This window comes from Ornithinibacillus xuwenensis (assembly GCF_039614845.1).
Lineage (GTDB): Bacteria > Bacillota > Bacilli > Bacillales > Amphibacillaceae > Ornithinibacillus > Ornithinibacillus xuwenensis.
The window spans coordinates 130,333-151,344 of the sequence record NZ_JBDIML010000004.1; the positions used below are offsets into that span (position 1 = coordinate 130,333).

The window sequence follows — 21,012 nt, forward strand, 5'->3', positions numbered from 1 at the left end:
ACCTTCCTAATTTTAGTAATTAATAGATTAGAAAAAAGAATAATAGAAAGGTTACCGTTTGGCAGCTGGCAAGCATAAGTCAAAGACTGTTAGCTCCTATAGCTTTGCGTCACCACTTTTCAATGGCTTTGCCTTTCACATTATTATTATTTCTTATCTTTCTATACGGTAATTGAATTCATTTTGGGAGGGTTTTTTAGATTTTTAATAGAAAATTATTTTTTCATTTCTATAACAGTATGATAGCTCATATAAAAGTAGAGGAAGGAGATACTATCGAATTTAGTAGAATACATTTTATGATTAGTAGTTGTAAGTTAGATGAATCGATTGCTTATATTTATGAGAACAGACAAGTAAGGTTAAATAAAAAAATAGCGTGTTAAGAGCACGCTATTTTTTCATGCTATTTGATCTATCTTATTTCACAAAACAATCTAGGACGAGTTCACCGTTTTTAACTTGGTTCTTATCATGGGTATCAAGCTTATTAACTTTATCCATATTGGTTATAATAACAGGGGTTATCCGAGTAAAGCTCTGACACTAGGCTGATAACCTTTTTATTGAACACCATTGATTCTTGAAAATCTCTGACAAAACCTGCTGTGGTTCCAGAGGTTAAGAATACGGTCTGACGACTATCTCGAATTCTCTTTGCAATCTCATACACCTCTCGTGTATCCATTCGTTTATCTAGCTCAATAATCATTTCGTTAATTTCTTTCGTAAGTGTTTCACGGTAGTTATCTCTTTTTGCATATCGCATATAGGATTCATACCGATCATCATAGCTTGAGAATTCATGTTTTAAATCTAAAAAATTCTCATAACCAATTGATTTGCAAAACCTTCTAACACTAGACCTTGAGACAAAGCATGCTTCTGAAACCTCATAGATATTTAAATGACTTAGCTCATGATAATGATTTAAGAAATAGTGTGCTAAAACATAATTTGTGTCGTTTTCATCGTTTTCGTTTATGACCGAAAACAACGAATGGAGAAGACTGATTCGATTTGCTTTCAAAACTGATACCCTCCTTGGTAGTGTTTTCATTATGTTCTTGCAAGCACTTTCATTATCTACTTTCATTCTAACAAGTAGATTTTTTTGAGGGGGTGCAAAATCTGACTCCTAAAAAAATACTGAAAAATAAGGAATATATAAAAGTGCTTGCTTACTAATTGATTTCATAGTTCAAGCATAATTCTATACGTATAGTATGGGTAGGGAAGTGAACTATCAAACCGGTTATTCATTCGAGCTTGAAGGATAGTTGATATTAAAGTGCAAGGCATTCATGGAACGGAAATCCATTCGAAATTTGTCGCTTGAAAAATAAAGCGTAATGAAACGACATATGGTAAAATTAACCTGTCTTAATCGTGTGAAAATTGGCGATAAGGCAATATGTTGTTATAGGAGGTTGATAGGATGAACAATGCATTCGTTGTTTTCGTAAAAAATCAAAAGGGGATAACGACTAAGTAACCTAGTTGATTAGCGTTTCCCCAAAATTCGAGAGGGGAAAATTGATTGAATCAAGCATTAGTTATTATTGATGTGCAACAGGAATTAATAGATGGAAATCAAACTGAAAGTGGAGTTTACCAAAAAGAACAGCTTATTCAAACCATAAATAGAGTAATTCATAAAGCGATAATGGAAGAAGTTCCGATTGTATTTGTACGAGATTTAGATGTTGCAGAAGGTAAGGGAAGCGGCTTTGAGATACATCAAGAAATAACAGTACCTAAGGATGTAACGATTTTTGATAAATATGCAACCAACTGCTTTCACGGAACCGGGCTTCTAGATCATTTACAAGAACAGAAAACGGAGCATATTGTCATAATGGGCTGCAAAACACAATTTTGTATTGACAGTGCAGTTAGAACAGCGACCACATGTAGGCTAGATGTAACATTAGTTGGTGATGGACACTCAACCACAGATAATGATGTTCTATTAGCAGAACAGATTATTAACCATCATAATCGGACACTTCATGGTCATGATAATGTTGAGCATTTTTCATTGGTCAGAAGCTCTGATGAGGATTTGTTTCAACCAACTCATTATCGTTATCGATAGTTTCATCAAGGCTGATATATTCTTAATGGAATGGCGTGACAAGAGCACGCCATTTTTGTTTCGAATAGATTCTAAAGGGTTGCTTTCTTCTCATGATGAGCGATAAAGGTGTAAAATAGAAATAGACTATCAAAAAAGTAGTTAGTTGTTTGGTTGTATAAGAGGGAGTGAAAGTAGATGGAAAACATCCAATGGTTAGATGAAGTTATGAAAAGAAAAGAAGATTTCATCAAAGATTTACAGGGATTACTTCAAATTAAGAGTGTGTTAGATGAAGAAGGTGCCACTCCTGATGCACCACTCGGACAAGGAATAAAAGATGCTTTAAATTACTTGTTAGAACTAGGTCAGAAAGATGGTTTTATATCCAAGAACGTTGGCAATCTTGCAGGACATCTTGAGATGGGTGAAGGAGAAGAGCTTCTTGGCATACTGGGTCATGTGGATGTCGTACCTGAAGGTGATGGCTGGAGTGTCGATCCATATAGCGGAGTAATTAAGGATGGAAAAATATATGCTCGTGGCTCAAGTGATGATAAAGGGCCAACCATAGCAGCATATTATGGTATGAAGATTGTCAAAGAATTGGGGTTACCACTAGACAAGCGAGTACGATTAATTATTGGTACAGATGAAGAAAGTGATTGGCGTTGTGTGGAACATTATTTCGAAAAAGAAGAAATGCCGAGTATAGGGTTTGTACCAGACGCAGACTTTCCAATTATTTATGCGGAAAAGGGCATTTCTGATTATGATATTGTCCAGCCTGTTCAAAAGGAACAAGAGAACTCTGAGGTAGAATTATTGTCATTCCAATCAGGACGTCGGTACAATATGGTTCCAGATTATGCAGAAGTACATATTAAAAAGCATGTAGAAGAGAGTAGTCTAGCAAAACGCTATCAAGGTTTCCTTCAGGAAAATCAATTAGAGGGAAATGTATCAGAGCGTGAGGGCCAACTAATAGTTACATTAGTTGGAATTAGTGCACATGGTGCAGAGCCACGAAATGGAAAAAATGCTGGTATCTATATGGCACAGTTTTTACAATCAGTAGCACTAGACCTAGCAGGAAAAAGATTTGTAGAAACAGTTGCTTCATTCTTTAAGCAATCAAGAGGAGAGGTATTTGACATTGCCTATCAGGATGATGTATCTGGAGATTTAACGATAAATGTAGGGGTGATGGATTATCGAAGTGAAGCTGGTGGACGTATTGGTTTGAATATGCGTTATCCAGTTACATTTGATATCGAATCAGGAAAAGAAACCATACAAGCTAAATTAGAAGAAAAAGGATTACAATTAGCCAACTTTTCTGATGCGAAGCCAGCCTATGTGAAGAAAGATGATCCACTCATTCAAACGTTACAAAAAGTTTATGAAGAACAAACTGGAGAAAACGCGGAGCTATTGGCAATTGGTGGGGGAACCTATGCACGAGCATTAGATCATGCTGTTGCATTTGGTGCTCTATTTCCAGGGCGTGAGGATGTCATGCACCAGAAGGATGAATATGCCATTGTAGATGATTTATTAAGGGCAACCGCCATTTATGCACAGGCTATTTACGAACTAGCAAAAGCAAAATAGGAAATTACATTTCCATTTATTGGTAATTTCTTTATACTATAGAAAAAGGGAGAGTGAAGTAAATGAAATATGTGGATACTTGGGATTTAGAGGCTATTTTTCCTGGAGGTACAAAGTCTGAGGAATTACAAACAAAGCTAGCGACAATACGAGAAGAACTTAAAGACTATAAGCGTTTATTAGAGGAATGGAAGAGTGATAAAGCTGTATCTGCAGCACCTTTTAAGATGATTCTGGAAAAACAAGAAACAATAGGAAAAGGCTTAGGACAATCTGCGACATTTGTGCAAATGTGGCATGATGCTTACATGAATGATGAACATGCCAATGTTGTGATGGGGCAGATTATGGATTTGTTCAGTGAAGGTCAAAAGCTTTCAAACACCTTTACGAAAAAACTTGTCGCTATTCCTAACACAGAATGGCAGAAACTATTAGAGGACAAAGCGTTAAATGAAACTGCTTTTGCATTAAATGAAATTCGTGATCAAGGAAAGCGCCTTCTATCAGAAGAAGAAGAGAAACTGATTGCGGAATTAAATAAAGACGGTTTAGCAGCATGGAGTAAATTGTATGATACGGTTGTTTCCATTATGACCATTCCATTTACCGACCAAGATGGTAAAGCAACAGCGTTATCAGTTGGACAAGCAATGAACCGGATGTATTCAGATCCAGATCCAGAAGTACGTAAGCAGCTTTTCGAAAATTGGGAAGCGGCATGGACGAAATATGCGCCAATATTTGCGGATACCATTAATCATCTAGATGGCTACCGAATCACCTTGCAAAACGCACATGGTCGCAACGGACATTTAGATGAACCATTAGAGTACAACCGCATGACTGGAGAAACACTTGATGCAATGTGGTCAGCAGTTGCGAATAATAAACAGCCGTTTATTGATTTCCTAAGCCAAAAGGCTAGTCTTTTTGGAATGGAAAAGTTAGGCTGGCAGGATGTAGATGCTCCAGTGGCATTAGGAGATGTGAAGCCAACTCGCTTTACATATGATGAAGCATGTGATTTTGTCATTGAAAATTTTGCTTCCTTTGGTCCGAAGCTAGCTGACTTTTCTAAGCACGCCCTTGAAAATCGCTGGGTCGAGGCAGAGGATCGCTCCAATAAACGTCCTGGTGGATATTGTACTGGTCTTCCGGAGTTTGGAGAATCACGAATCTTTATGACATTTACCGGTTCACCTAGTGATACGAGTACTTTAGCACATGAACTAGGCCATGCATTTCATAGTCATGTGTTGAAGGATCTACCGACATTAAATCGCCGTTATGCGATGAATGTTGCTGAAACAGCTAGTACCTTTGCTGAAACCATTATTGGGAATGCAACAGTGGCAAATGCTAAATCGAAGGAAGAAAAGATAGGACTATTAAATTCGAAAATAGAAAATGCAACAGCAATGTTCTTAAATATTCACGCACGATTCTTATTCGAAAACTCTTTTTATGAGGAGCGCGCGAAAGGGATTGTATCTGAGAAACGTTTGAATGAATTAATGGTTCAAGCGCAGAAGGAAGCTTATGGAGACAGTCTTTCTAGCTATCATCCACATTTTTGGTGTAGTAAGCTGCACTTCTTTATGGACAGTGTTCCTTTCTATAACTTCCCGTATACATTCGGTTACTTATTTAGCCTAGGTATCTATGCGGAATATTTAAAGAAACCTGAGGGCTTTGAGGATAAGTATATTGCCTTATTACAAGACACGGGCTCTATGAAAGTGGAAGAACTAGCTGAAAAGCATCTAGGAGTAGATTTAACCAAACAAGATTTCTGGGCAGCAGGAATTCAATTAATGAAAAAAGACGTGGAAGAATTCATCCGTTTAACAAATGAAGTACGCTAATCACTAAACATAATGCTTGTCCATCTTGAATAAGGTGGCAAGCATTATTTTTTAGGTTGAATAGCAACGAATTGTTAATTGTTCTTATATCAACTGCACGAGAACCAATTTAGCTTTCAACATTTCGTTTTCACTTTTGCATATAAATGGATAAGATAAATTTATAAATGGTTAAAACTATATTTATTTACCCGTATCTTTTCCTTTCCTTAAGCCGTTATAGCGGATAAGAGAGGTTTTAAAAGGAGTGAACAACAAATTGATTAGCAGAGGAAGCTTGTTTACCGATGATGAGATTCAGCTAACGGAAGAGAAGTTAAATCAACTGTACGTAGGACTTCAAAAGTATTCCTTTTTTCTTGCGCAAAACAAATGCGAAGCAGATGACTTGGTTCAGGAAACTGTCTTGAAGGCGATTCAGTATTATGGTGTCTCGGAATTGAATGCAGCCCTTTTGAAAAAAATCGCCTATCATCAATGGATTGACGTTATTAGAAAAAGAAAAAACGAAGTATTAGGGGTGCTTGAAGAGGAACTGGTAAAGGATACACCACAGCATGATGAACTCTTGGATACTGTGAAGCTTTTATTGAATAAGTTGACCCCGAAGCAGGCTGTAATCTTGGTGATGAAAGAAGCGTTTCGATTTCAAATAGTGGAGATTGCAGATCTGATGGATACGACGGAGATGGCTGTCAAATCCTTACTCCATCGAGCGAAGAAACGATTGCAAAAGGAATCCTCACTTCGAATGATAGATGACTACCTGAGTATAGAGGAACGGGAGATGCTATCTACAACCCTTTACAAAGCCCTTCAAGCGGAAGATCCTACTGTATTGATTGATTGTATAACAAGGATTCCTTCGTTGGTGCAAACTCCACAGCTGGTTAAGCAAAAGCAATCTGGTTCACCTCTCAACCTTTCTTGTATAGCAGCTTAAAGAAGGAGGAGTTATATTGAATACGATTCCATATGTAATTGAACAATCAGATCGTGGTGAACGTTCCTATGATATTTATTCTCGTCTATTGAAGGACCGCATTGTCATTATTGGGGATGAAATAAATGATCAGGTAGCGAATAGTGTTGTTGCACAGTTATTATTTCTGGAGGCTGACAACTCCGAAAAAGATATTTCAATTTATATTAATAGCCCAGGAGGCTCAACGTCAGCTGGCTTCGCTATTTTTGATACGATGGAGCATATTAAACCAGATATTAATACGATTTGTACCGGGATGGCTGCATCCTTTGGAGCACTACTATTACTAGCAGGAACAAAGGGCAAACGCTATGCACTTCCCAATAGTGAAATCATGATTCATCAACCAATTGGAGGCGCAAAGGGTCAGGCAACTGAAATAGAAATTTCAGCAAAGAGAATTCTAAAGCTAAGGAAGCATATCAATGAAATAATTGCAGATCGTACCAATCAACCAATGGAAAAAGTAGCAAATGACACGGACCGTGATTATTTTATGAGTGCAAATGAGGCTCTTGAATATGGGATTATTGATAAGATTGTCAATTAAAAGAGGAAGGGCACAAAAGCTATTTTTTGTGTCCTTCCTCCATATCGTTATTCATTACCAAACAAATTCATACTTAGGTATCGTTCTCCTGTGTCAGGTGCAATACAGACAATTTTCTTTCCTTTTCCTAATTTCTTAGCTACTTGAATTGCTGCAAATACTGCCGCGGCACCGGATGGTCCGATAAATATTCCTTCCTCATGCGCAAGTTTTCGAAGCATGGCTAATGCATCTTCATCTTCAATTTGAATGATTTCATTATAGATGCTGGTATTGAGGATGTTTGGAACAAATCCTGGACTAGTCCCAACTAGCTTATGCTTTCCGGGCTTTCCACCAGATAAGACTGGTGATCCTTTTGGCTCGACAACGGCTATGTGGATGTTTGGGAGCTTTTCTTTTAGTGCTTCACCAGTACCAGTAACTGTTCCTCCGGTTCCTGCCGTGCATACGAAAGCATCAAGGCTATTATCCATTTGCTCTAATATCTCCAGTGCTGTTGTAGTACGGTGAATATCTGGGTTTGCATGATTTTCAAACTGCTGTGGGATGAAGCTACCCGGTATTTGTTTTTGTAGTTCTAATGCTTTTTTGATGCATCCGGGCATCTTTTCCTCACTTGGTGTAAGGACAACGTCTGCACCATATGCCTTTAAAATATTCCGTCGTTCCATCGTACTATTATCAGGCATCACTAAAATGGCTTTATAGCCTCTAGCTGCTGCATTCATTGCTAAACCAATACCAGTGTTCCCGCTCGTAGGCTCAATGATAGTATCACCTGGTTTAATTAGCCCCTTCTCCTCAGCAACCTTTATCATATTAAATGCAGCACGGTCTTTAACACTCTTACTAGGGTTAAACATTTCTAATTTTACATAGACCTCTGCAGCTTGATCTGGAACAACATTATTTAATTTTACAATAGGTGTTTCACCAATTAATTCGGATATATTTTCAACTACCTTCATGTTTATCCAACTTTCTTAATATAATAGAGGACAAGTAGTATTTGTCCGCATATTTTTTTATTATTGTACCATGCTTCCGTACATAAAAGGAGAAATTGAATTGGGTACTGTTTTCATGACAATTATCACATTTATTGCAACTGGTTTAGATGAAATGATTATGTTAATCTTATTGTTTTCGCTTACGAAAAGCGATCAAGATGTAAGAAATGTTTATATTGGACAGCAGATTGGAATGAGTGTTGTACTGTGTCTTGTATTGTTAGGAGTTTATGGGATAGCACAATTCACAGGGAAGTGGATTGGTCTTTTAGGATTCATCCCAATTGTGCTCGGGGTTATGGCGTTATTCATTGGGGAGGATGATGACGATGAAGAAAGGCTATTTAACAAAACGGCATTATTTAGTAATGTCGTGATAAGGGTCATAATCCTTGCGATTGCTGGTGGTGCAGAAGAGCTAGCAATTTACATCCCTTATTTTTCGTCATTAGTGTCAACAGAAGTTATTCTTGCATCCATTACGTTTATCATCATGATTCCGATTTGGAGTAGCATTTGTAGGAAGCTAGCAGCATTTGGAATGATTCCCCACAAACTTGAAAAGTATCAGCGGTTTATTGTCCCAATCCTTTTTATTGGTATAGGTGTTCATATACTGATAGAACAACACACAATTTCGGATATCCTTACTTTCTTTCTGTAAATGGGTGATGCATATAGCAACAGTGTTCCATTTTCTTATGCTATAATGTGTTATTGGAAGTAAATAATAGTATTGTAGTAAATTGTTTATTATATAAGTATTTGACTTTATAGTAAGAACGATTGGATTTAGTTCCTGTAGGCTTGTAAACTTTTACAAGCTTTTTTGATTTCTTACATATATGAAGTGTAATACTGGTAACAATAGAACTAGCAACTAAAAGGAGAATTGAGACATGGCAGAAAGCATAGTAAAAGCGAATGAAGGCGATATGATTCAAATCACCAATGGTGATTACAAAGGGAAAAAAGGAAAGGTTTTAATTGTAAGAGAGAATTCGGTTATCGTTGAACTAGGACGTAATGTTGAGCGTGATGAGCCAATAAAAACCGTAATTAATCATAAGAATTATAAGCAAATTTAATGTATAACTTGAAAAAAGTCCATTTCGAAAGGAAGTGGACTTTTTTTGGTTATAGGAATACGCTATACGCTGATAAAAATGGTGTTCGCGCTGATAAATTCTGCTATTCGCTGATATATCGCTTGGGGCCGCTGATAAATCAGTAAGAAGCGCTGATAAAAATAGTTATTCGCTGATAAAATAATCTCCACCAATCTTACAGCTCATGCTTCACACAATAGTTGTCAACAAGCTGCTCGATTTGATCATTTTCCGGGTATTCTCCATGAAAGGAAAACGTAATTTCATCTACAAATTCCCCATTATGATAGACATGAATTGCACCGTTTTGCTCAATTACACTAAATTCTGGTTCAAAACGATATCCACTACGTTCAATCGCACCCAATTCTTTTCCACTCCTTATCAGTCCAGATTGTTTTAGTATTTCACTAGTTTGTCCAAAACAATTCATAGGATAAATAATGCTAAATCTTCATATTTATGAATGGAGGAGGTAATGAGGATGTCGGATAAACGAGATCATAATGAAAAGGATGAACAGCTAGAGATATTTCGGGTAAAGGATAAAGGAAAATACTTAACAACCAATCAAGGACTGAAAATGTCGGAGGATGAATTCTCTTTAAAAGCAGGAGAACGTGGTCCTACACTGATGGAAGATTTTCATTTTCGCGAAAAGATGACTCATTTTGATCATGAACGAATTCCGGAGAGAGTAGTTCATGCCCGCGGCTTTGCTGCACATGGCGAGTTTCAGTTGTATGAAAGCATGGAACGCTATACGAAAGCAAAGCTATTTACCAATACTTCTAAAAAAACACCAGTATTTGTTCGATTTTCAACGGTAAATGGTTCGAAGGGCTCTGGAGATACGGCACGAGATGCCCGCGGCTTTGCGACAAAATTTTATACAGAGGAAGGAAATTATGATTTAGTCGCCAATAATATTCCAGTGTTTTTTATCCAAGACGGAATCAAGTTTCCAGACGTTGTTCACGCATTTAAACCTGAACCCCACAACGATATTCCCCAAGCGGCTACCGCGCATGATAATTTTTGGGATTTTGTCGCAAATAATCAAGAGTCCGCCCATATGATTATGTGGATAATGTCTGACCGAGCGATTCCACGAAGCTTTCGAATGATGGAGGGGTTTGGTGTTCACACCTTCCGATTTGTAAATGAGCGTAGAGAAGCATTTTTTGTGAAATTTCATTGGAAACCGACGCTTGGTACTCATTCATTGCTATGGGAGGAGTCTCAAAAGCTAATGGGGATTGACCCAGATTTTCATCGGAATGACCTTTGGAATGCAATTGAAAGAGGGGATTATCCCGAGTTTGAATTAGGTGTTCAAATTATTAATGAATCGGATGAATTCAAATTTGATTTTGATATTTTGGATGCAACGAAGCTTTGGCCAGAAGAAGATGTACCGGTAAAATTGATTGGAAAAATGACCTTAAATCGAAACGTGGATAACTTTTTTGCAGAGACTGAACAAGTTGCCTTTCATCCAGGGCATGTGGTACCTGGGATTGATTTTACCAATGATCCACTTTTACAAGCTAGATTATTTTCCTATACCGATACCCAATTAATCAGACTTGGTGGCCCCAACTTTCATGAACTTCCAATCAATCGACCAGTTTGCCCATTTCATAATAATCAACGTGATGGTTTTGGACGCCAGACCATTAATGTTGGAAAAGTGAATTATCACCGCAACTCCTTAGCTGGAAATACACCAGCGCCAGCAAGTCCAGCTGAAGGTGGGTATATGAGTTATCAGGAGAAGGTAGAAGGGAGAAAGGTTCGAGCGAGAAGTGAAAGCTTTAAAGACCATTTCTCACAAGCAACATTGTTTTGGAACAGCATGAGCGCTCCTGAAAAGCAGCATATTATGGACGCATTCAGCTTTGAAGTAGGGAAGGTAAAAAGTAAATCTGTAAGGCAGCAGGTCGTGGATATGTTTGCAAATGTTAATTTAGGTTTGGCACAAGCGGTTGCTAGAAATGTTGGAGTTACACCACCTCATCACGGTGGCTCTCCTGTAACAAAGTCTTCTCCTGCGCTTAGTCAGTTAAACACGGAAATGACTCCAAAGACAAGAAGAGTAGCTGTCATCTTAACAGAGGGTTTTAATGGACCTGAAGTGAAGCGGGTATTAGATAGTTGGAAAGCAAATGGACTTGTTCCAGTAATAATAAGTGAAAATATTGGTGTCGTAACGGGCACAAATGGAATCAAACTTGAGGCAACTGAAAATTTATTAACAGCAGATTCCGTATTATTTGATGCGGTTTATATGGTTCGTGGTAGTGACAACAGTATGAAATTTAATAAGGAAACGGCTTATTTTCTAGATGAAGCCTTTAACCATCAGAAGACAATTGGTGCTACACATGAAGGGAAGAAATGGCTAGAGATTAATCAGTTTGTTCATAAGCCTGGCGTGTTAATTGGTGACAATATGGATTGGTTTGCGATGGATTTTATGAAGTCATTAGCCAAACACCGACACTGGGAAAGGCAAGTGGTGTAAAAAATAGCGAAATGCGTGTTAAGCATTTCGCTCCTAACTTATTTCAGTAATTCTTGAAAGAAATGAATATTTTCATCAAACGTGGGGACCGTTTTTCATATTCTGCCTTGTTCACTAAGCTAACTAATAAGTCGTTAAAAGGAGTTGGTACGCCAACTTCTTTTCTTTTGGTTGAAACAACGCCATTAATAATTTTCTTTGCTTTTCAAGGTATTGAAGCATACTAGCTCGTAACAATGCTAGAGGAGCAAAGGCTATTCTTGCAAAGCCCATAGCTGTTGGTAAGTTACTATTATCAGCTTCTAGCCTCAAAATTTCCAGGTTAAAGCCCGCTAATTCAGCAGACTCAACTCCTAAAGCTGGTCCAACACGTATTTTCTCATCCCAAGACGAACTGCGCTTTCAACAGTAACATCGTCATTTTAAACGGTGATAATAATTAATTATTGAGTTAGATAATATATTAGTATTTTCGCTTATATCATAATAGGAATATACTAGTGGCGGGAGGTGTTTCGAATGGAGTATATCATTATCTTTATTACTGGTATCATTGCCACAACATTAGGAACGTTAGCAGGTGGTGGTGGATTAATCAGTCTACCAATGATGTTACTGTTAGGTATGCCAGTTCATTCAGCAATTGGAGCAAATAAGGTTTCGAATACCGTTAGTTCATTTTCAAGCTTCCTTCATTTGTATCGACAAAAGAAAATTGCTTTAAAAGAATGCTATTGGATTATTCCAGTAAGTCTATGTGGAGGGCTTAGCGGTGGATTTATCGCGTCTTTAATTTCTGAACAGCATTTGTATGTCATCGCTATCATTTTATTACTTTTTGCATTTGTGACATCTGTGATTGGAAAACGAGATTTTGCTGGTAAACATGCTTTGCAGCCAAGTAAGGTAAGTATTCCTGGTCTTTATGGTATTGGTATTTATGATGGGCTTTTTGGTCCAGGACAAGGAACATTAATGTTTTATCTCTTTGCTTATTTAAAAATAGATTATATTCGTGCAGTTGCTTATGTTCGACTAGCTACCTTTTCTAGCTGTGTCGGTGCAGCAATGATGTATATTGTATCTGGAAAAGTAATTTGGGGGCTTACAATTGCATTGCTTTGTGGATCAGTAATTGGCGCGCAGATTGGAGTTCGGATTGCAGCCAAGCTTAAACCCAATTATATAAAACCGATATTACGAATCGTAACATTGGCCATTATTATCCAAGTATTCGTTGAAAATGTGTTATAAATGGAAAGCATAGAGAAAGTACTATTGCCGAGAAGTACGCAAACCATAAAGCCAGCTCCTATATAGAACTGGCTTTTGGTTAGCTATACTCATCATATACAATTATTCCATCAACCATGGTGAAAAGTACGCTTGCATCTTTAATTTCCTCTTTTGGAACAGCGAAAAGGTTACGGTCTAGGGTTATGATATCAGCAAGCTTCCCTTCTTCCAATGTCCCTAATTCGTCTTCCCTAAAAGAACCATAGGCAGATGCAATTGTGTAAGCTTTTAAGGCTTCACCTAGCGTAATTTTTTCTTTCGTATGCCATACAATCTCATCATCGTCTAAACGAGTGACTGCACGGTAAATCCCATGTAACGGATTGAGACCAACTACGGGATAATCACTTCCATAAACTAAAGTTGCTCCAGCATCCTGTAATGTTTTTTGAAGCATGTATCGCTTCATTCGATCAGAGCCTATTAATTCTTCAAAAACCTCATAGGAGGAGCCATTAATATGCTCCGGTTGAATCGATGCTAGTACACCTAAGTGACTAAGTCGCTCAATATCATCTTGCAGAATCATTTCAATATGCTCAATTGCATGTCTGCTATCACGTTCGCCATTTACTTTTCGTGCTTCTTCAAATGTGTCGAGAGCGAGTTTCACAGCGCCATCACCGATACAATGAAAACGAACTCGAAATCCTTCACGGTCAGCTTCAATTGTCCATTCTTTTATGAGTTCAGCAGGATAAACAGTTTCACCACGTATCGCTGGTTTATTAGAATAAGGTTCCTCTAGATAGGCAGTGTAACTCGTGATGACACCATCGATAAATTGCTTAAACCCACTAAATTGAACCATATTGGATTGGTATGTTTCCCTTAATCGTTTTGCCTCACTAATATCACCGTTAAGAGGTGCAACAAAATGAATTCTAGCTGTTAGCTCACCACTATTTTCAAACTTTGAGTAAATAGCAGCTTCTTCTGTGCTCATTTCGGGTAAACGTAATAGGTCATGAGTAGAGGTAACACCATATTTGGCTGCCTCTTGCAAAAACTGTCTTAAGAGCTGTTCCTTCATGGTTACATCTAATGGAATTGCCTTCGTAACTAGTCCGACAGCATGTTCAAGTAGAAGTCCTGTAGGTTCTCCGTTAGCATCCTTAATTACTTCACCAAACTCAGGGTTTTGGGTTTGCTGATTGATTCCTGCTAGCTCAAGTGAGGCGGAGTTAACCCATACACTATGAAATTCTGCCTGATATAAGATGACTGGACGATCTGATAAAACATCATCTAAGTATTTTTTGTGAACAGTCTCTTTTAATTCCCAAGCATTATTATCCCAGCCACTACCAATAATAAAAGGGAGTTCAGGATTTTCTACTGCATATTGATACACAAGATTAGCAACTTCTTCAGCAGATTTGGCATCATGAAGCTGCACACTATTCGTTAGCATACTGCCTAAAAGTAAGTGAATATGAAAGTCATGAAAACCAGGCAGGACTAATTTGTCACCAAAATCCAATACTTGTGTATTCTCAGTCAAGTAAGGTGTATAACGTTCTTTTTCCATTACTTTTATAATTTTATTCTTGGCTATTAGAATTGCAGCAGGTTTTGGGTGTGTTGACGTACCTGTGAAAACAGCATTACTAGTGATGATTATATCTGGTGATAAGGACATAAATGTTCTCCTTTTAGAATAATTATGAGTTAAATAGCCTTCCTGTAATTCAATACCTTTATTGTAATATAAAATGTAAAGGTAAGGAATCGTTGATCATTTAAATGAAAATGATTATCATTGACTATTGGGCTAAAACCCAATACACTAGAGGTATTGGTTAGAAAAATATCTATATCGTCATATAGATATTTTTTATTGGCAGAATAAGTATAAAGAAATCATTAATAAGCAGTTATGATGCTAATGATGTAGAGGAGAGAATCCAATGCAGACATTATCTACAAAGGATTTAAAAGTTAGTTACGGGGATAAAATTATAATAGATGACTTAAATATAACCATTCCTAAAGGAGAAATTACCGTTTTAATTGGGGCAAATGGTTGTGGGAAATCCACACTATTACGATCCATGGCAAGATTATTAAAGCCAAAAAGCGGTGGCGTAATTTTAGATGGCCAGGATATTGCGAAGATGAAAACGAAGCAGGTTGCCAAGAAGCTATCTATTTTACCACAAAGCCCGATTTCTCCAGAAGGATTAACAGTTTTAGAACTTGTGAAGCAGGGAAGACATCCTCATCGTGGGTTTATTAAGCAGTGGTCTCCAAAAGATGATGAGGCGGTTCAAGAGGCACTTGAATTAACAAATACGATTGACCTAAAGGATCAGACAGTAGATTCTTTATCCGGTGGACAACGACAACGTGCTTGGATTGCGATGACATTAGCACAGGAAACAGATATCATGCTATTAGATGAGCCGACCACTTACTTGGATATGACCCATCAGATTGATGTATTGGATTTATTATATAATCTTAATGAAAAAGACGGCCGTACCATTGTAATGGTTTTACATGATTTAAATTTAGCATGTCGATATGCACACCATATAATTGCTATACAAGATAAACAAGTTAGCGCACAGGGCAGACCAGAGGAAATTGTGACCTGTGATTTGGTCGAGCAAGTATTCAATTTAAAATGTGATGTATTATTTGATCCAATCTACGGAACGCCTATGTGTATTCCGCATGGCAAGGGACGTCAAATACTGCCACCTAGCTCCAACATTAATAGAAAGAAAGTATAAAGCCCGCTAGTGGGCTTTTTTTCATTTACCGGAATCATTAAATGTGATTGACAAATTAACTAGATGCTCTATAATTATAAATGGAATTGAGAATCATTATCATTTATAGGGTGGTTTTAAAATGAATTCACCTTGTGATGATAAGTTTTAAAAAATCTACATAAAGTCAGGGTTGTTGTAACCGCTTTAGGATGTAAGGTAGCATCGAGCAGATCGTTATTTCTCTCATGAGAGAAAGGATTTAACGGGATAGACGTTAGCTAGTCGCAATCCTAATTGAAAGCAGTATTGAAGGGTAAAGCAGATCAAACGGAGGAGAGATTAGGATGAAGAAAATATGGACTTTATTAATTTTTACATTGGTTTTAGTATTAGCAGCATGTGGTTCTGATAGTGATTCCAACGATACTGAAAAAGGAAAAGATTCGGCTGATACAAATACTGATGGTAGAACAGTAACAATAGAAGATGTTTATGGGGAACAAACAATTGAAGGAACGCCCGAACGCATTGTTGTTCTGGAATGGACGTATGCAGAAAATCTACTTGCGCTTGGTATTCAACCAGTAGGAGTAGCCGATATGGATGGATTCCATCAATGGGTAAATATTGAGGAAGAGTTTGATGCGTCTGTTGAGGACGTTGGAACCCGCCAGGAACCAAATCTGGAAGCAATATCTAGATTGAATCCAGATCTAATTATTGCGGTTGATTTTCGTCATGAGCAATACATTGATAGCTTAGAGGGTATTGCACCAGTCGTAACATTTGCACCATATGGGGAAGAAGCAGTACAGGATCATTACGAAAACATGATTAACGAGTTTAATACAATTGCAAAAATTGTGGACAAAGAAGCAGAAGCGAAAGAAGCACTTGCTGATTTAGAAGCATTTACAGAAGAACAAAAACAACGTGTAGCTGATGCTAATATTGAAAGCACAACCTATGCAGCAACACAAGCATACTCAAATCAAAACACACCAGTAATTCGTCTATTTACCGATAATTCAATGGTTGGAAAAATTATGAGTAATTTAGGATTTGAAAATGCTTATCAATCTGATAAAGTTGAAGTGTATGGTTATAGTGAAGTGACGGTAGAGGCACTTCAAAATTTCCAAGATGAAGATTTACAATTCCTCTACATCGTTCAAGAAGAGGATAATATTTTCGAAAATCAACTAAAGGGTAATCCTGTATGGGAAAACTTAACCTTTGTGAAAAACGGGAATACACATGCACTCCCAGGAAATACTTGGACATTTGGTGGTGTATTATCTGCAGAGGTTTTAACAGAACAACTTGTTAACTCTATGGTAAATGAGTGATGAAATGAATGTAACAATGCAAAAATCTATAAAAGCGGTTCTTACCTTTGGTGGTGGAACCGCACTTTTATGTATTTTAACACTAATCCATATCAATCAAGGGAGCATTTCGATTCCGCTTCGTACTGTGATGGATGCGATATTTCAACCACAGGATATTATCGAGCATCATACGATACGAGGATTAAGACTTCCAAGAGCTGTGATGGGTATTATTGCTGGTGGTGCATTAGCTGTTGCCGGTGTGATACTGCAGAGTGTAACACGAAACCCCTTGGCATCTGCTAGTACGTTAGGGATTCACTCGGGTACGTATTTTGCGGTCGTGCTTAGTACCGTTTTCTTTCCGGCTACACTGATGGGGAATGGGATAATAATCGCTTTTTTAGGTGGAATCATCACTTATTTTATCGTTTTTATTTTGTCTGGTGGTAATAAAGCGACACCAGTACGCATGGTGTTAGCGGGAATGATTGTTTCTCTGTTATTTTCATCTCTTACAAGTGTTCTACAGATATTCTATGAAAACGAAACAGCTGGTTTGTTTTTATGGGGATCTGGGACACTTGTACAGAATGATTGGTCTGGCGTACAATTTGCACTCCCAATCGTATTAGTTGGATTCGTGCTTCTTATCGTGATGGCGAATCCATTAAATACACTCTCATTAGGGGATGATGTCGCAACATCTTTGGGCCAAAATGTAGCAATTATTAAGCTAAGTACGGTTATTATTGCTGTCTTATTAACATCTGTTACGGTAAGTGTTGTAGGACCAATTGGATTTGTAGGGCTCGTTGCACCTCATATTATTAAATTACTAGGGTTTCGTAAGCATTTAACGCTTTTAATAGCTTCCTTCATCTGGGGTGGCAATGTCCTGTTAGTTGCTGATATATTAGCGAGAATAATCGATCCATCATTTTCAGAATTACCAGTTGGAGCAATTACTGCATTAATTGGTGCTCCTTGGTTAATTTATTTGGTTTTGCGAATGAATAAAGCAAAATATGGAGATGAAAATACATCCGTAATTGCTGGGAAAAGTCAGTCTAATTATCCGCTTGGTGTAATTGTTGGAATACTTACTTTATCCATTGTTATGGTATTGGCTATTAGTTTAGCATCCGGAAATTATGGATTTGAGCCAATTGTAACCTGGCAGGCCTTTTTTGGAGAGGGTAATGAATTTTTAAAGAATATGATCCTAGACATTCGCTTACCTAGAGCGATGGTTGCTTTACTTGCGGGAATGGTATTAGCAGTAAGTGGTTTAATATTTCAAGGTGTTTTACGTAACCCTCTGGCTGATCCTTCCGTGATTGGAATTACATCAGGTGCTGGAGTAGGAGCGTTAATGACAATGTTCGCATTCGGAGTATCTGCCGTATGGATTCCCATTGGTGCGATTATCGGTGCTTTCCTATTCTTTTTACTGGTCATGATATTTGCGATACGAGCTAAATTTCAGCCGACGATATTAGCTTTATTAGGTGTAGGAATTTCTGCGCTTGGTTCTGCTATCATACAGATATTGGTTGTACAAGCAGACATGGCTGTTGCATCTGCCTTAACCTGGTTATCTGGTTCCACCTATGCACGTGGTTGGTCTGAGTTATTTCAATATTTAATTTGGCCAGTTGTCATTGTTTTTCCAATTTTAATTGTGAGACTAAGAGGAATGGACATATTATCTTTTGGAGATGATACGGCGAAGGGATTAGGCGTGAAGGTAATGTCCACTCGCTTTGAATTAGCATTCTTCGCTACCGTCTTGGCTGCATTCAGTGTCGCTGCTGTTGGTACGATAGGATTCGTTGGTTTAATAGCACCTCATTTCTCCAGATTACTAGTTGGGCCATCAAGTCAACGATTATTACCGGTTACCGCATTGGTTGGCGGATTACTTTTATTGATTGCTGATGTGTTCAGTCGCACCCTATTAGCACCTAATGAGATCCCATCAGGTATATTGGTAGCCATTATTGGAGCACCGTACTTTTTATGGTTAATGAAGACAAGAGCATAATAGAGCAGGTTAGTTAGAGAGCAGTGATACAGTCGTATCGCTGCTCTTTTATATAGCAATATATAAAGGGGAAGACTACTAGCGGAAAAATAGTAAGGAACTTATGGAAGTGTGGATATAAATTGATAGGCAAAGATAAAGGTTGTTTAAATTAACGCGATGAGATGGTAGATGAATGAATTTTTAAAACTAAAAAAATAAGCTAAACCCAAAAGGGTCTAGCCCATCATTATAAAGCAGTGGTTTTCGCTGATTCTTTAACCATTTCAATAAATAACTGAAGGAATCTAGTGTCTGCCGTAAGTTCTGGGTGAAATGCACTCGCCAGGATATTCCCTTGCTTAGCAGCAACAATATTGCCATTATATTGAGCAAGAATCTCAACCTCTTCACCAGCTGACTCGATATATGGCGCTCGAATGAAGACAGCGGAATAAGGCGTTTCGATACCTTTCACTTCCAGTGCAGCCTCAAAGCTATCTCTTTGTCTACCAAAAGCATTCCGTTTTACGCAAACATTCATAAGGCCTAGATGTGCCTCCTTCGATTCAGATAGTTTATTCGCAACAAGAACCATTCCAGCACATGTTCCAAATATAGGCTTTTTCTCATTACTAAATTCAATTAAGGGTTCAAAAAAACCATAGCGGTCGATGAGCTTTCGCATGGTTGTACTTTCGCCACCCGGAAGAATTAGACCATCGATAAATGCAAGCTGTTCTGGCCGTTTTACGATCAGGCCGTTACAGCCAAGTGCTTCGACCTGCTTTATATGCTCTGCAACTGCACCTTGTAGCCCCAGAACACCAATTGTTAGATTACTCATTTTCACACGTCCTTCCATATGGTTGTTGCCACCAAACGTTGGTGGAACTACCAGCCGCGTTCCTGCATTCTTTCTTCTAGACTTAGTTTTGAGATGTCGATTCCCTTCATCGCTGTTCCAAGTTCCTTCGAAAGCTTCCCAATTAGTTCATAGTCATTATAATAAGTAGTTGCTTGCACAATCGCACTTGCAAACTTTTCTGGGCTCTCTGATTTAAAAATTCCAGAACCAACGAAAACACCATCGGCTCCTAACTCCATCATAAGTGCTGCATCTGCAGGGGTAGCAACTCCGCCGGCAGCAAAGTTTACCACTGGTAATTTACCAGCTTCTTTAATTTGTCTCAAGATTTCATACGGTGCTCCTAGAATTTTAGCTTCGGTCATTAACTCATCATCACTCATCATGGTAACCTTACGCACCTGAGCTTGAACCTTACGCATATGACGGACAGCTTCTACAATATTTCCTGTCCCAGGCTCTCCTTTTGTACGTAGCATGGATGCACCTTCTCCAATTCGTCTTGCTGCTTCTCCTAAATCACGACATCCACAAACAAACGGAACGGTAAAGTCACTTTTTAATAGATGGAATTCCTCATCAGCAGGAGTAAGTACTTCACTTTCATCAATGTAGTCAACACCCATTGCTTCCAATACACGTGCTTCTACAATGTGTCCGATACGCGCTTTTGCCATTACAGGAATCGATACAGCGTTCATAACCTCTTCCACTATACGTGGGTCAGCCATTCTAGCGACTCCACCAGCAGCACGAATGTCAGAAGGAACTCGTTCTAGAGCCATTACAGCAACTGCACCAGAGGCTTCAGCAATTTTTGCTTGCTCAGCATTTACAACATCCATAATGACGCCACCCTTTTGCATTTGCGCCATACCTCGTTTTACGGTTTCTGTTCCTAGCATTTTATCCAAACCAAACACCCCTATCAATAAAATTAGTTGATTAAAATCAATTTTAATTTATTATAAATAGTAGTTGGCATTGTTAAAAGTGTCAGTTTTATAGAATTTAATGATGTCAGGGAA

General features: G+C 38.0%; 18 protein-coding genes and 1 riboswitch. Of the genes, 12 read left to right on the top strand and 6 right to left on the bottom strand.

What is annotated here, in order from left to right:
• Window positions 1–57: 57 nt before the first annotated feature.
• Window positions 58–143: riboswitch (cyclic di-GMP riboswitch) on the bottom strand.
• A gap of 353 nt (window positions 144–496) precedes the next feature.
• Window positions 497–1,030, bottom strand: a complete 534-nt coding sequence (locus tag ABC228_RS13370) for a MurR/RpiR family transcriptional regulator (protein ID WP_345825647.1) — start codon at window positions 1,028–1,030, stop codon at window positions 497–499.
• Window positions 1,031–1,540: 510 nt separating this feature from the next.
• Between ABC228_RS13370 and ABC228_RS13375 the strand changes: the two genes are divergently transcribed.
• The 5 genes from ABC228_RS13375 to clpP all read left to right on the top strand — a co-directional run bounded on the left by ABC228_RS13375 (window position 1,541) and on the right by clpP (window position 7,094).
• Window positions 1,541–2,098, top strand: a complete 558-nt coding sequence (locus ABC228_RS13375) for an isochorismatase family protein (protein WP_345825648.1) — start codon at window positions 1,541–1,543, stop codon at window positions 2,096–2,098.
• Window positions 2,099–2,275: 177 nt separating this feature from the next.
• A complete protein-coding gene (gene pepV / locus ABC228_RS13380) occupies window positions 2,276–3,691 on the top strand; it encodes a dipeptidase PepV (RefSeq protein WP_345825649.1) in 1,416 nt (471 codons plus the stop codon).
• Window positions 3,692–3,753: 62 nt separating this feature from the next.
• Window positions 3,754–5,559, top strand: coding sequence for a M3 family oligoendopeptidase (locus ABC228_RS13385; RefSeq protein WP_345825650.1), 1,806 nt, complete (start codon window positions 3,754–3,756; stop codon window positions 5,557–5,559).
• Window positions 5,560–5,818: 259 nt separating this feature from the next.
• Window positions 5,819–6,502 (top strand): RNA polymerase sigma factor, encoded by a 684-nt coding sequence (locus tag ABC228_RS13390; RefSeq protein WP_345825651.1) that lies wholly within the window; start codon window positions 5,819–5,821, stop codon window positions 6,500–6,502.
• A gap of 16 nt (window positions 6,503–6,518) precedes the next feature.
• Window positions 6,519–7,094: an ATP-dependent Clp endopeptidase proteolytic subunit ClpP gene (clpP, locus tag ABC228_RS13395; protein WP_345825652.1), complete on the top strand. Its 576-nt coding sequence runs from the start codon at window positions 6,519–6,521 to the stop codon at window positions 7,092–7,094.
• Between the two features lie 47 nt (window positions 7,095–7,141).
• On the opposite strand, the gene cysK is transcribed toward clpP, so the two are convergent.
• Complete coding sequence (gene cysK, locus ABC228_RS13400; RefSeq protein ID WP_345825653.1) at window positions 7,142–8,065, bottom strand: cysteine synthase A; 924 nt, start codon at window positions 8,063–8,065, stop codon at window positions 7,142–7,144.
• A 100-nt stretch (window positions 8,066–8,165) separates the two neighbouring features.
• On the opposite strand from cysK, the gene ABC228_RS13405 reads away from it, so the two are divergent.
• Both ABC228_RS13405 and ABC228_RS13410 read left to right on the top strand, forming a co-directional pair.
• On the top strand, window positions 8,166–8,771 hold the full coding sequence (locus ABC228_RS13405) for a cadmium resistance transporter (RefSeq protein ID WP_345825654.1): 606 nt from the start codon (window positions 8,166–8,168) through the stop codon (window positions 8,769–8,771).
• Between the two features lie 235 nt (window positions 8,772–9,006).
• The gene (locus ABC228_RS13410) at window positions 9,007–9,195 is read left to right on the top strand and encodes a DUF2187 family protein (RefSeq protein ID WP_345825655.1); all 189 of its coding nucleotides are present in this window, start codon (window positions 9,007–9,009) and stop codon (window positions 9,193–9,195) included.
• Window positions 9,196–9,391: 196 nt separating this feature from the next.
• On the opposite strand, the gene ABC228_RS13415 is transcribed toward ABC228_RS13410, so the two are convergent.
• Window positions 9,392–9,583: a YbxH family protein gene (locus tag ABC228_RS13415; RefSeq protein ID WP_345825656.1), complete on the bottom strand. Its 192-nt coding sequence runs from the start codon at window positions 9,581–9,583 to the stop codon at window positions 9,392–9,394.
• Window positions 9,584–9,700: 117 nt separating this feature from the next.
• Between ABC228_RS13415 and ABC228_RS13420 the strand changes: the two genes are divergently transcribed.
• Window positions 9,701–11,743: a catalase gene (locus tag ABC228_RS13420; protein ID WP_345825657.1), complete on the top strand. Its 2,043-nt coding sequence runs from the start codon at window positions 9,701–9,703 to the stop codon at window positions 11,741–11,743.
• Between the two features lie 519 nt (window positions 11,744–12,262).
• Window positions 12,263–12,997 (top strand): sulfite exporter TauE/SafE family protein, encoded by a 735-nt coding sequence (locus ABC228_RS13425; protein WP_345825658.1) that lies wholly within the window; start codon window positions 12,263–12,265, stop codon window positions 12,995–12,997.
• A gap of 79 nt (window positions 12,998–13,076) precedes the next feature.
• Here ABC228_RS13425 and ABC228_RS13430 read toward each other — a convergent pair whose 3' ends face one another.
• Window positions 13,077–14,681, bottom strand: a complete 1,605-nt coding sequence (locus ABC228_RS13430; RefSeq protein WP_345825659.1) for an amidohydrolase — start codon at window positions 14,679–14,681, stop codon at window positions 13,077–13,079.
• Between the two features lie 268 nt (window positions 14,682–14,949).
• Here ABC228_RS13430 and ABC228_RS13435 point away from each other — a divergent pair, with 268 nt between their 5' ends.
• The 3 genes from ABC228_RS13435 (at window position 14,950) to ABC228_RS13445 (ending at window position 19,137) form a co-directional block, all read left to right on the top strand.
• The gene (locus ABC228_RS13435; protein WP_345825660.1) at window positions 14,950–15,777 is read left to right on the top strand and encodes an ABC transporter ATP-binding protein; all 828 of its coding nucleotides are present in this window, start codon (window positions 14,950–14,952) and stop codon (window positions 15,775–15,777) included.
• Between the two features lie 326 nt (window positions 15,778–16,103).
• The gene (locus ABC228_RS13440) at window positions 16,104–17,108 is read left to right on the top strand and encodes an ABC transporter substrate-binding protein (RefSeq protein ID WP_345825661.1); all 1,005 of its coding nucleotides are present in this window, start codon (window positions 16,104–16,106) and stop codon (window positions 17,106–17,108) included.
• Between the two features lie 4 nt (window positions 17,109–17,112).
• Complete coding sequence (locus tag ABC228_RS13445; protein WP_345825662.1) at window positions 17,113–19,137, top strand: iron ABC transporter permease; 2,025 nt, start codon at window positions 17,113–17,115, stop codon at window positions 19,135–19,137.
• Window positions 19,138–19,366: 229 nt separating this feature from the next.
• Here the strand turns inward: ABC228_RS13445 and pdxT are convergent, their stop codons facing one another.
• Both pdxT and pdxS read right to left on the bottom strand, forming a co-directional pair.
• Complete coding sequence (gene pdxT / locus ABC228_RS13450; protein ID WP_345825663.1) at window positions 19,367–19,963, bottom strand: pyridoxal 5'-phosphate synthase glutaminase subunit PdxT; 597 nt, start codon at window positions 19,961–19,963, stop codon at window positions 19,367–19,369.
• A 47-nt stretch (window positions 19,964–20,010) separates the two neighbouring features.
• Window positions 20,011–20,889: a pyridoxal 5'-phosphate synthase lyase subunit PdxS gene (gene pdxS, locus ABC228_RS13455; protein ID WP_345825793.1), complete on the bottom strand. Its 879-nt coding sequence runs from the start codon at window positions 20,887–20,889 to the stop codon at window positions 20,011–20,013.
• Between the last annotated feature and the right edge of the window lie 123 nt (window positions 20,890–21,012).

What these genes read in the sequence shown, in the direction of transcription:
- pepV (WP_345825649.1), top strand. Translation starts at nt 2,276, where the DNA reads ATGGAAAACATCCAATGGTTAGATGAAGTTATGAAAAGAAAAGAAGAT.
- ABC228_RS13385 (WP_345825650.1), top strand. Translation starts at nt 3,754, where the DNA reads ATGAAATATGTGGATACTTGGGATTTAGAGGCTATTTTTCCTGGAGGT.
- cysK (WP_345825653.1), bottom strand. Translation starts at nt 8,065, where the DNA reads ATGAAGGTAGTTGAAAATATATCCGAATTAATTGGTGAAACACCTATT.
- ABC228_RS13410 (WP_345825655.1), top strand. Translation starts at nt 9,007, where the DNA reads ATGGCAGAAAGCATAGTAAAAGCGAATGAAGGCGATATGATTCAAATC.
- ABC228_RS13420 (WP_345825657.1), top strand. Translation starts at nt 9,701, where the DNA reads ATGTCGGATAAACGAGATCATAATGAAAAGGATGAACAGCTAGAGATA.
- ABC228_RS13425 (WP_345825658.1), top strand. Translation starts at nt 12,263, where the DNA reads ATGGAGTATATCATTATCTTTATTACTGGTATCATTGCCACAACATTA.
- ABC228_RS13430 (WP_345825659.1), bottom strand. Translation starts at nt 14,681, where the DNA reads ATGTCCTTATCACCAGATATAATCATCACTAGTAATGCTGTTTTCACA.
- ABC228_RS13435 (WP_345825660.1), top strand. Translation starts at nt 14,950, where the DNA reads ATGCAGACATTATCTACAAAGGATTTAAAAGTTAGTTACGGGGATAAA.
- ABC228_RS13440 (WP_345825661.1), top strand. Translation starts at nt 16,104, where the DNA reads ATGAAGAAAATATGGACTTTATTAATTTTTACATTGGTTTTAGTATTA.
- ABC228_RS13445 (WP_345825662.1), top strand. Translation starts at nt 17,113, where the DNA reads ATGAATGTAACAATGCAAAAATCTATAAAAGCGGTTCTTACCTTTGGT.
- pdxT (WP_345825663.1), bottom strand. Translation starts at nt 19,963, where the DNA reads ATGAGTAATCTAACAATTGGTGTTCTGGGGCTACAAGGTGCAGTTGCA.
- pdxS (WP_345825793.1), bottom strand. Translation starts at nt 20,889, where the DNA reads ATGCTAGGAACAGAAACCGTAAAACGAGGTATGGCGCAAATGCAAAAG.